Source organism: Rahnella sp. CFA14(1/10) (assembly GCF_004195095.1).
In the GTDB taxonomy this organism is placed as follows: domain Bacteria; phylum Pseudomonadota; class Gammaproteobacteria; order Enterobacterales; family Enterobacteriaceae; genus Rahnella; species Rahnella perminowiae.
In genome coordinates, this window is sequence record NZ_SEWS01000001.1 from 324,166 (window position 1) to 334,961 (window position 10,796).

Sequence of the window (10,796 nt, forward strand, 5' to 3'; positions counted from 1 at the left end):
GTTGGCCTCCGTATCAGAACTGCAAATGTTCTGCGCGTACAATCATCGCCAGACCCGAAGAGAGTTGAACGCGGACACCGTCTTTGGCAATTTCCAATACGGTGGCATCCATAGCACTCTTACCTGCTCTGACTTTGATTTCCTGGCCAATTTGCAGTTTTGAAATGTCTGTTACTGGCACCTGACGCGGTTCACGTTTTTCCTCACGCGGTGGGCGAGGTGTACGTGGTTTGCGATTTTCCTGACCAGCCACAGCTGCGGGCGCATTTTCACGACGCGGCGCAGGTTTTTTAGCGGCCGGACGTGGACGACGTGGCTCAGTGGTTTCACCGGCTTCACGACGTTTAGCCTGTTGTTCTGCACGTTGTGCCTGAACACGGGCTTTCGCTTCTTCCAACTGTTTACGGGCATGTTCTACGTGCTGCTCTTCAAGAACGCCACATGAGTTACCATCAAGGTCAACACGTTCCGCACCAACTTTAACGCCGTACAGATAACGCCAACTTGAGGTATACAGACGCAGAGCAGAGCGCAACTGAGTTTTGCTCAGATTCTCTTCACCTTGCACGCGTTCGACCAAATCCGCAAAAATACCAATCTTTAACGGGCGTGCTTCGCCTTCGGCGGTAAAACAAAGCGGGAACCGCTCAGCCAAAAAGGCGATGACTTCTTTACTACTGTTCAACTTAGGTTGATTTTCCATGAAATTTCCTGATTACAACGGGTTTGCCAACCGGCGCAGGCATGAACAGGCGACATTATAATGACGCCATTATTAAATGCCACGTTATCCGACGATCAACTTACAATCAGATTGACATATTTTTCAGCATCGCAGTTTTCGAGATGCTGGCAAAGCCCGCTGACTAACTCTGTCAGCCCCTGTTCATCCGCTTCATCGAAGCGCTGATAAACGGTGCTATCAATGTCTAATACGCCGATCACTGTGCCATTAACGGTCACTGGCAGAACAATTTCGGCATTACTTGCTGCGTCACAGGCGATATGGCCGGGGAAGGCATGAACATCCCCCACACGCTGTACGGCATTTTCCGCGACTGCGGTACCGCAGACACCTTTTCCTACCGGAATACGCACACAGGCAATTTTACCCTGGAATGGCCCGAGCACCAGTGTTGTACCGTCCAGCAGATAAAAACCTACCCAGTTGACGCCATCAAGACGCTCAAAAAGTAAGGCGCTTGCGTTCGACAGAGTCGCAATAAAATTGTTTTCTCCGGCGATCAAGGCGTTCAAATCACGTTTTAATTCCGTGTAGAATGCTTCTTTATTCATGTAGTAACCAATAATAACCTAAGGGCACTGAGCCGTTCTGTTGTGCTTAACCTCTATAAAATAAGCATTAAATGCCCATATGAACAAGGTTAATCCTGTGTGACATCAAAAAGACTCACCTACAATAACTGTTTGCCGACCGCATAATACGTTATTTTGTCAAAAAAACCTGGCTGATCTTGGCGTGATGGCCTCGCCTGCCCCCCTTTGGGGATGCGTAATTGTAACAACAGGTATTCTTTACTATTCCAGGTACTATGAAAATACACACAATATCAGCCCAGTTACCGCATGTTCGCTACCAGCGTTGCCATGAATGTGATTACCTTTTCTCGCTCCCGGCGTTGAAGCGGACGCAAACGGCACATTGTCCGCGTTGTAATGCCAAGGTAGAGAAAGGCAAAGTCTGTTCCCTCCCCAGGCTGATCACTATGGCCATCAGCATTTTGTTGCTGATGCCTTTCGCCTACACCGAACCGCTGATCAGCATTCGCCTGCTCGGCACGCGCATTGATGCCAGCCTGCTCGAAGGCATCTGGCAAATGTCGCGCCAGGGCGATCCGGTTACGGCAAGCATGGTGGCGTTTTGCACCATCGGAGCGCCGCTTACCCTGGCGATTTCTATACTTTATCTGCATTTTGGCCGTAAGCTGGGAATGAATCTCAAGCCCGTATTGCTGATGCTGGATCGCCTGAAAGACTGGGTCATGCTCGATATTTATCTGATTGGGATGGCCGTCGCCAGTATCAAGGTCAAGGAATATGCGGATATCAACGCCGGCATTGCGCTTACTGCGTATCTGATGATGACCGTGATGGTCACGCTGACAATGATTAATCTGAATATTGAGCAGTTGTGGGAGGAGTTTTATCCGCAGCGCAGGCCGAAAGGCGTGCCGTCTTCACTGCGCTTGTGCCTTGCCTGCAAATTCACGGGATTACCGGACGAACGCGGGCGCTGTCCTCGCTGTCACGTGCCCATGCGTCTACGCTACAAACACAGTTTGCAAAAAACCTGGGCGGCGCTGATGGCGGCAATGATATTTTTAATCCCGGCCAATTTGTTACCCATTTCCATCATTTATGCCAACGGGCAGCAACTGAAGGACACTATTTTCTCCGGTGTCGTTTCGCTGGCCACCTCAGGGAACATACCGATTGCCGCGATTGTGTTTATCGCCAGCGTACTGGTGCCTTTTACCAAAGTGATTGTGATGCTGACGCTGTTACTCAGTATCCATTTTAAAGCGATTCAGGGATTGAAAACGCGTATCCGCTTACTGCGACTGGTCACCTGGATAGGACGCTGGTCGATGCTGGATTTGTTTGTTATTGCCTTAATGATGTCGCTGGTAAACCGTGACCAGCTTTTGTCTTTTACAATGGGACCGGCTGCCTTCTACTTTGGCTCTGCCGTAATACTGACCATTCTTGCCGTTGAATGGCTTGATAGCCGCTTGATTTGGGATGCACATGCAACAGGAAACGCCGAATACTCCGACTGAAGCACGGATAAAACACAGGCGCCGGATTTCGCCTTTCTGGCTTCTGCCGTTTATTGCTTTACTGATCGCCGGATGGCTGATTTACAGCAACTATCAGGAGAGTGGGAATACTGTTACGATCGATTTCCAGTCGGCAGCGGGTATCGTTGCGGGCCGTACTCCTGTGCGTTATCAGGGGGTTGAGGTTGGGACAGTAGAATCCATCAGCCTGACTAAAGATCTGCGTACCATTCAGGTAAAAGTCAGTATCAAAAGCGATTTATCTGACGCCCTGCGTGAAGGCACACAGTTCTGGCTGGTTACTCCGAAAGCATCACTGGCCGGGGTTTCCGGGCTTGATGCGCTGGTGGGCGGTAATTATATCGGCATGATGCCGGGACCAGGTAAAGAAAAAGATCATTTCGTTGCCCTCGATACTCAGCCTAAATTCCGCCTGAATACCGGTGAACTGATGATTCATTTGCATTCGAAAGATCTGGGCTCACTCAGCACCGGTTCGCTGGTGTATTACCGCAAAATTCCTATCGGGAAAGTTTACGATTACGACATTGAAAGTGGTAATGACGGCGTCACCATTGATTTGCTGATCGACAAGCGTTTTGCCGGTCTGGTGAAAGACAACACGCGCTTTTGGAACGTATCCGGCTTTAAAGGCGACTTCAGCCTGAGCGGCGCGAAAGTGCAAATGGAAAGCCTGGCCGCACTGGTTAACGGTGCCATTGCAATGGATTCGCCAAATGAAGGTAATCCGGCCAAAGCAGATCAGTCTTACGTGTTATATCCGGATCTGGCGCAGAGCCAGCGCGGGGTTGAGATTAATCTCGATTTACCAAACGGTAACGGCTTGTCAGAGGGACAGACACCGCTGATGTATCAGGGGTTGCAGGTCGGTACGCTGACCAATGTGACGTTGCAGCCAGACAATAAGGTGGTCGGTAAACTGACTGTCGACCCTTCGGTGGTCGATCTGATGCGCACGGGTACGCGTATCGAAATGAACAGCCCGAAAATTAGTTTGAACAACGCTAATCTCAGCCAGCTGCTGACGGGGAATACCCTGGAATTGATCCCAGGCGATGGCGAACCGCAAAAGCATTTCGTGGTGCTTGACAGTAACCAGCGTCTGCTCCAGAACCCCGGCACTGTCAAGATTCAGCTGATTGCGCCGCAAAGCTATGGGATTGATGCGGGGCAGCCGATCAAACTTTATGGTATCAACGTCGGTTCCGTCATCGACCGCACGCTGACTGACGAAGGTATTCTGTTCAATGCCGCGATCAAGCCGGAATATAAAAACCTCCTGCATAAAGACAGCAAATTTGTGGTCAACAGCCGCCTGGATATGAAGCTGGGTATTGATGGCATGGAAGTGCTGGGCGCCAGCGCGCAGGAATGGGTCGACGGGGGTATCCGCCTTATTCCTGGAAGCAAAGGGGAGCCCGCGCCCAAATACCCGCTTTACAGCAACGCAGAAAAGGCCGCGGAAGGCATTCAGGGCGATCAGCCTGGCGCCACGCTGACATTGACGGCAAAAAACCTGCCAGATATCCAGGCAGGATCGGTGGTGCTTTACCGTAAGTTTCAGGTCGGGCAAATTGTAAATGTACGCCCGAAAGCGAACGAATTTGAAGTCGATGTGTATATTCAGCCGCAATACCGGAACCTTCTGTCAGAAAAAAGTATTTTCTGGGCTGAAGGCGGTGCGAAAGTACAACTCAATGGCAGCGGTCTGACCGTTCAGGCCTCGCCATTAGATCGTGCGCTAAAAGGCGCCATCAGCTTTGATAATCTTGAAGGTGTCTCCACCAGCAAAGGGGTGAAACGGGTTCTGTATGATTCCGAAACTTCTGCCCGCGCCGTTGGCAGTCAGATAACGCTGAACACTTATGATGCCAGTAAGCTTTCCGCTGGCATGCCAATCCGCTATCTGGGCATTACGATTGGTCAGGTCGAATCACTGAAACTCGATCCGCAGCTTAATCAGGTTTCGGCCAAAGCTGTGCTGTATCCGGAATATGTGAATGATTTTGCCCGTCGCGGTTCACGCTTCTCGATTGTTTCGCCGGAGATCTCGGCTGGCGGTGTCAGCAATCTGGAAACCCTGCTCCAGCCTTACATCAACGTTGAAGCAGGCAAAGGGGTTCCGGCGCGCAATTTTGACCTGCAGGAATCCACCATCACAGACTCCCGTTACACCGACGGTCTCGGCATTGTTGTTGACGCTGCTGAAGTCGGCTCATTACAAATCGGTACGCCGGTGTTGTTCCGGGGTATCGAAGTGGGAACTGTCTCAGGCTTCTACCTTGGCGCGATGGCTGACCGGGTCAACGTGACGCTGAGAATCAGCAAAAAATACCAGTATCTGGTGCGTGAAAACTCCGTTTTCTGGCTGGCATCGGGTTATGACTTGCAGTTCGGTCTGACTGGCGGCGTCTTTAAAAGCGGCACATTCCAGCAGTTTATCCGCGGCGGCATCGCTTTTGCGACCCCGCCGACAACGCCGCTGGCGCCGAAAGCCGCCAATGGCAACCATTTCCTGCTCAATCCGGAAGCGCCGAAAGACTGGCAGAAATGGGGTACCGCCATTCCTAAAAACTAACCAATATGATTTTCACCGGAGGCCACCTCAGGGTGGCCTTTTCCTTTCCGGACTATGACTCAGGCCCTCCCCCCAAAGCGAAATATGCTAAACTCCGCGGCTGAAAACTTATTCAGCTCTGGAACCGCATTCTTGTCAAAGCTCACCACTGCCAGCACTTTTGCTGATAAATTACCCGCCGCTTTTTTGGAAGCTACCCGTGCCATCATGCCTGCCAGCCTGAGCATGGAGGATTTCATCGCCGCATGCCAGCGCCCTCTTCGCCCCAGTGTGCGGGTCAACACCCTCAAAATCAGCGTGGAAGACTTTCTTACACTCGCCGGCAGTTATCAGTGGGATTTAGAGCCTGTGCCCTGGTGCGCCGAAGGTTTTTGGATCAACCGCCATGCGCTCGATGAATCGCGCTTAGGCAATGCCTTATCGCATCTTGCAGGATTGTTCTACATTCAGGAAGCCAGCTCTATGCTGCCGGTCACCGCGTTGTTTTCGCATGATACTCAGCCAGCTTTGGTGATGGATATCGCCGCCGCACCGGGTTCAAAAACGACCCAGATAGCGGCGCTGATGGAAAATCAGGGGGGCATCGTTGCCAATGAATATTCCGCAAGTCGGGTAAAAGTTTTACATGCCAATATCAGCCGCTGTGGTGTCAGCAACACGGCACTGACACACTTTGACGGGCGTGTATTTGGTGCCGCATTGCCGGAAACTTTCGATGCGATTCTGCTGGATGCCCCCTGCTCCGGCGAAGGGGTTATCCGTAAAGATCCTGATGCCATGAGCAACTGGTCTGAAAACAGCGTTTCAGAAATTGCCGCCACGCAGCGTGAACTGATCGACAGTGCCTTTCATGCGCTGAAACCAGGTGGTGTACTGGTTTATTCAACCTGCACCCTCAACGCACAGGAAAATCAACAGGTCTGCCAGTGGCTGCTCGATACGTACGCTCATGCGGTGGAAAGTGAGTCGCTGGCTGATTTATTCGCGGGTGCGCAGAAAGCGGTAACGCCGGAAGGTTATTTGCACGTATTCCCTCAGGTTTATGACAGTGAAGGTTTCTTCGTCGCGCGTTTTCGTAAAACGGACTCTGTACCGCGCTTGCCTGTTCCGGGGTATAAAGTAGGCCGTTTCCCTTTCTCTCCGCTTTCCCGTCTGGACAGCGCGGAAATTATCAAAGCCGCCGCTCAGTCCGGGCTTTCATGGCCGGAAAAACAATACACGTTGTGGCAGCGTGACAAAGAGATCTGGATGTTCCCGGCGGTATTGGAACCCCTGTTTGGCAAGGTGCGCTTCTCGCGTATTGGTATCCGGCTGGCAGAACGCTTTCCAAAAGGCTTCCGCTGGCAGCACGAAGCCGTGGTGGCATTCAGCTATACTGATGCTAAAAACCGTTTTGACATTGACGATGAACTGGCGCAAAGCTGGTTCCGCGGCGTCGATATTTATCCGGAAACTTCCCCTCCGGCTGATGAATGTCTGGTGACATGGCTCGGTCAGCCGTTGGGATTAGCAAAGCGGATCGGCAGCAGGATTAAAAATAGTTTGCCGCGTGAACTGGTCAGGGATGGCGCGATCCGACCACAGATTTTATCGGATGATTAATTAATCCGACACTTTTGCAAACTTCTGTGCCATCAAATCATCCTGATGGCGCAGAATACTCTATCTGATCACTATTCGTAGCGATAAAAATTCATCCCGGTAAGTTTTGGTGAATTCTGTTCATCGTAGTCTTTAGATGAAATCCGGATGACAAAGTGTATAGAACCCTTACTTAGTCAAAATTTTATGCTGTATATAGTCGATAATTATTTATATTATCCAGAAAGGTTTATTGAATTATAAGTAGGAATAATCCTACCGTGACATGTATTATTGCCATCAAGATAACATTGCTAGTGATATATCATTTTCAGATATAAACCTTAATGCCTGATGTTGAGTAAAGACCTGCCAGTCGGAGAAGTGTCATGTCGGATGAAATGAAACTCGAATCAGCAGATGGACTGCTATTACAGCAAATGGCCAGCCTGCGGGATATCATCGATAACAATTCTGACTGGATCTGGGAAGTCGATACGCAGGGGCGTTATGTTTTTTCTTCGAATAAATGCATCGAGTTTCTGGGAGTTCCGCCTGAAAAGGTATTAGGAAAAACGCCGTTTGACTTCATGCCACCCGATGAAGCCAAACGGGTCGGCGAGCAGTTTGCCGCTATCGTCGAACGGCGCGCACCTTTCGGTGGTCTGCTAAACCGCAACATCCGCCCTGACGGTACGGAAGTCATTCTTGAAACCAGCGGTGTTCCGCTGTTTGACAATGAAGGTAATTTCCGGGGTTATCGGGGGATCGACCGCAATCTCACCAGCCTTGATCAGGCTCCTGGTCAGCGCCTCTTCCAGCTTGAAACCATTTATTCCAATGCACCGGTCGGTTTGTGTTTTATTGACCTGCAAATGCGCTATGTCACCGTAAACGATGCCATGGCGAATATTATCGGTTTGCAACCATACGAAGCGATTGGCCGTAAAGTTGGCGTGTTCCTGCCCGGCCTTTCTCCGTTGCTCAATAACGCACTGGAACTTGCGCAGCGCAATGAAACCACGCCGGACCGCGAATTCTCCATCCCCGGTAAGAATCAAGTTTTCTTTGTCCGTATCAAAGCGGCCTGTGATACACAAAATCAGCTTAATGGCCTTTCCGTCGCGATGACGGACATTACCAGCCTTAAACGGATGGAACGGGCACTGCGCGAAAGCCAGGAGCATTACCGCAATATGGTTGAGCTGAACCCGCAAATCCCGTGGACCGCAGATCCGCGCGGTCTGCTTAACGACGTCAGCTCGCGCTTCCAGCGGATCACCGGCATGACGCGCCAGGATATTCTGGCAGATAAGTGGATCCAGAGTATGCATATAGAAGACCGCCGTGCTGCTGTACAAACCTGGGAACATTGCCTGAAAACAGGCGCACCACTGGATATTGAAGTTCGCTTCTGCCACGTTGACCGCGGCTGGAACTGGATGCGTATTCGTGCGGCAGCGAGTTATGCCTCCGACGGATCTATTCAGCGCTGGTACGGTACCGCTGAAGACGTTCATGAACGTAAATTGCTTGAACTGAAACTGGTCAAAGCTAACCGCCGTCTGGAAATTCAGGCGCGCACAGACTCACTGACCAAATTACCGAACCGGCGTGAGTTTAAAAAAGTGCTCAGCCACGAATATATGCGTGCCAAGCGTAACCGCACGCCGCTGACCGTGGTGATGATAGATATCGATTACTTTAAACATTTTAACGACCACTACGGACATCTTTCCGGTGATGCCTGCCTGCGCCTGGTAGCCCGTACCTTGCGAAAATCACTCAAACGCAGTACCGATGTCGTGACACGTTTTGGCGGCGAAGAATTTGCCGCGATCTTGCCGGATACTGATTTGAAAGGTGCGTGGATTGTGGCACAGCACATTATGGAATCAATTGAAGCACTGGGTATCAAGCACAGCTTCAGCGAATTTAACCGCGTGACCATTAGCCAGGGAATTGCGACTTATATGCCAGATCAGGATCCGGACATTGAGGATCAGTCGGATATTGTGAGCGCCGCTGATGAAGCTTTGTATCTGTCAAAGAACAATGGTCGCAACCAGATTAACGCCATGCCCGTCTCCGTCAGGTTTAATCAACTTTAATCTTTTGTGCAGCCGTGCGCTATTTGCCGTGCGGCTGTTTTATCTTCCCCTCCTCTTTCTTTTGGCTGTTTTCTGCTTCGTTAAAAATTCGGCTGGCACTTTTTGTGCTGTCAGCTATCCTCATATAAGGAGGCCAACTGGTCGTACCTGATGTTACTGAAATCACACACGTCACTCTGGCAAGGAGTACCTGATGGGAAAATCGAGCATAAGAATTGGCAGTTACGAAATTGACGATGCACATCTCTCGACGCCTGAAGCAAAAGGCGGCGATAAAGTGCACATCCCCTGCAAATCAGATCCTGATTTGTGTATGCAACTTGATGCCTGGGATGACCATACCAGTGTTCCGGCCGTAGTGGATGGTCGTCACTCGGTGCTATACAAGGAGAAGTATGACGAACAGAAAGATGAGTGGATCATGCGACTGGAGTAATACCGCATGGCGAACGGAATTGTGTTCGCCATGCCGCTTGCGGTCAGCCAGCGTTTTCAACCAGTGAAATACCCCGTCCGGCAAAAAAGCGGGCAAAGACATCCACCGGTAATGTGACATCCTGCTGCGTGCGAATATCATGACCGGAGGGATTATGAAAGGTTATATACTTTCTGTCAGCATGCGTCACCAGCACCAGATGCCCACCTTTAGACGGCGGAACGGTCTCCGGTATGCGAATTGACGGATGCACCGAAGCCATGAAGAACCGGTGACCGGCCATTTGTGCAGCAATATCCTCAGCAAAAATTCCCACTTTGACGACTGCTTTCAGCCCCAACTCCTGACGTACATACTCAACAAAAGGCGCATAAATCAATCCCTTAATGTTATCCCCCTCACGCACATAGGTGCCATATGGCAGGCTGTGTTGAGTCAGGTTAAGAACAGGCACTACTTTTCCGAAAACAGCTGCCAGCACCATTTTCAGACAGCACATCCCACAGACATGGTTTGCCCACTCAATAAATTCCTGCTGACTAGATGCGCCAGATTGTGCCCAGAGTTTGATATCACTCAGTTCAAGTTCACCGGCAATAATGCCGGCAGCGCAATCAGGGTCTTCCCATTGACTGAAATAAGGTATACCGGAAAGGGTTGTAAAAGCGCGATGAGACACTGGATTCACGGACATGACATATTCCTGAACGCCGGACAGACCACTTCAGACTGATCATATAGCGACGGGGATTTAAGGCCTGATTTTCCTTATCAGGCCCCCTCAGAGATTTAGAACTTCTCTATCATCCGAAACTTCATCAGTAACAATGGCATAGTGGGTTCAAACATCTCGTACTCTTCGAAGAAACGCTGATGTTCAGCGCGCCAGTAAGCCAGCGTGCGGTCGCCTTCACCTTCTTCCCAGGCGTGTTGTTCTGTCACCTGATCAAAAGGAACTTGTTTCACTTCGGTCAGTTGTACGGCACACACCGGATTATTGCGGCCATCAACCACCACAAAGACTTCGCCTGATTCTGGTTCCGGGTCGTCATCAAGATTAGAACAGGTGGCGGTTTTTATGCCTTCAATAACACGCTTAGCCAGTTCGTCTGCTGACGACTCGGTATCACCAAACGACCAGCGCTCTGCATCCCTGTATTTAAGTGGGATCTGCGGAATCATAATTTATCCTTTCAATTGAGATAGTTCACTGTCATAACAGTTAAACATTAGCACAAAAAAACCCGCCGCAGCGGGTTTTGCAAGCC

Annotated in this window: 9 protein-coding genes; 5 read left to right on the forward strand and 4 right to left on the reverse strand. The window is 50.5% G+C overall.

Annotated features, from left to right (window positions below; all coding sequences use genetic code 11):
* Nucleotides 1-13: 13 nt before the first annotated feature.
* Together proQ and EVX52_RS01575 are read right to left on the reverse strand one after the other, a co-directional pair.
* Nucleotides 14-703, reverse strand: coding sequence for an RNA chaperone ProQ (gene proQ / locus EVX52_RS01570; protein ID WP_015697850.1), 690 nt, complete (start codon nucleotides 701-703; stop codon nucleotides 14-16).
* Nucleotides 704-798: 95 nt separating this feature from the next.
* A complete protein-coding gene (locus EVX52_RS01575; protein WP_129951746.1) occupies nucleotides 799-1,296 on the reverse strand; it encodes a GAF domain-containing protein in 498 nt (165 codons plus the stop codon).
* A 257-nt stretch (nucleotides 1,297-1,553) separates the two neighbouring features.
* Here EVX52_RS01575 and yebS point away from each other — a divergent pair, with 257 nt between their 5' ends.
* The 5 genes from yebS (at nucleotide 1,554) to EVX52_RS01600 (ending at nucleotide 9,528) form a co-directional block, all read left to right on the forward strand.
* Complete coding sequence (yebS, locus tag EVX52_RS01580) at nucleotides 1,554-2,801, forward strand: membrane integrity lipid transport subunit YebS (protein ID WP_129951747.1); 1,248 nt, start codon at nucleotides 1,554-1,556, stop codon at nucleotides 2,799-2,801.
* Nucleotides 2,770-5,400, forward strand: coding sequence for a PqiB family protein (locus tag EVX52_RS01585; RefSeq protein ID WP_129990453.1), 2,631 nt, complete (start codon nucleotides 2,770-2,772; stop codon nucleotides 5,398-5,400). The genes yebS and EVX52_RS01585 overlap by 32 nt, the downstream gene beginning before the upstream one ends.
* An 84-nt stretch (nucleotides 5,401-5,484) precedes the next feature.
* Complete coding sequence (gene rsmF, locus EVX52_RS01590; RefSeq protein WP_129990454.1) at nucleotides 5,485-7,002, forward strand: 16S rRNA (cytosine(1407)-C(5))-methyltransferase RsmF; 1,518 nt, start codon at nucleotides 5,485-5,487, stop codon at nucleotides 7,000-7,002.
* Nucleotides 7,003-7,370: 368 nt separating this feature from the next.
* Nucleotides 7,371-9,092 (forward strand): diguanylate cyclase, encoded by a 1,722-nt coding sequence (locus tag EVX52_RS01595; RefSeq protein ID WP_129951750.1) that lies wholly within the window; start codon nucleotides 7,371-7,373, stop codon nucleotides 9,090-9,092.
* A gap of 193 nt (nucleotides 9,093-9,285) precedes the next feature.
* Entirely contained in the window at nucleotides 9,286-9,528 is a 243-nt protein-coding gene (locus tag EVX52_RS01600; protein WP_013576157.1) for a YebV family protein, read from the forward strand.
* A 43-nt stretch (nucleotides 9,529-9,571) separates the two neighbouring features.
* Here the strand turns inward: EVX52_RS01600 and EVX52_RS01605 are convergent, their stop codons facing one another.
* Both EVX52_RS01605 and EVX52_RS01610 read right to left on the reverse strand, forming a co-directional pair.
* Nucleotides 9,572-10,222, reverse strand: a complete 651-nt coding sequence (locus tag EVX52_RS01605; RefSeq protein WP_129990455.1) for a hypothetical protein — start codon at nucleotides 10,220-10,222, stop codon at nucleotides 9,572-9,574.
* A gap of 95 nt (nucleotides 10,223-10,317) precedes the next feature.
* The gene (locus EVX52_RS01610; RefSeq protein WP_129990456.1) at nucleotides 10,318-10,710 is read right to left on the reverse strand and encodes an ASCH domain-containing protein; all 393 of its coding nucleotides are present in this window, start codon (nucleotides 10,708-10,710) and stop codon (nucleotides 10,318-10,320) included.
* Between the last annotated feature and the right edge of the window lie 86 nt (nucleotides 10,711-10,796).

What these genes read in the sequence shown, in the direction of transcription:
- yebS (WP_129951747.1), top strand. Translation starts at nt 1,554, where the DNA reads ATGAAAATACACACAATATCAGCCCAGTTACCGCATGTTCGCTACCAG.
- EVX52_RS01585 (WP_129990453.1), top strand. Translation starts at nt 2,770, where the DNA reads ATGCAACAGGAAACGCCGAATACTCCGACTGAAGCACGGATAAAACAC.
- EVX52_RS01605 (WP_129990455.1), bottom strand. Translation starts at nt 10,222, where the DNA reads ATGTCCGTGAATCCAGTGTCTCATCGCGCTTTTACAACCCTTTCCGGT.
- EVX52_RS01575 (WP_129951746.1), bottom strand. Translation starts at nt 1,296, where the DNA reads ATGAATAAAGAAGCATTCTACACGGAATTAAAACGTGATTTGAACGCC.
- EVX52_RS01600 (WP_013576157.1), top strand. Translation starts at nt 9,286, where the DNA reads ATGGGAAAATCGAGCATAAGAATTGGCAGTTACGAAATTGACGATGCA.
- EVX52_RS01610 (WP_129990456.1), bottom strand. Translation starts at nt 10,710, where the DNA reads ATGATTCCGCAGATCCCACTTAAATACAGGGATGCAGAGCGCTGGTCG.
- proQ (WP_015697850.1), bottom strand. Translation starts at nt 703, where the DNA reads ATGGAAAATCAACCTAAGTTGAACAGTAGTAAAGAAGTCATCGCCTTT.
- EVX52_RS01595 (WP_129951750.1), top strand. Translation starts at nt 7,371, where the DNA reads ATGTCGGATGAAATGAAACTCGAATCAGCAGATGGACTGCTATTACAG.
- rsmF (WP_129990454.1), top strand. Translation starts at nt 5,485, where the DNA reads ATGCTAAACTCCGCGGCTGAAAACTTATTCAGCTCTGGAACCGCATTC.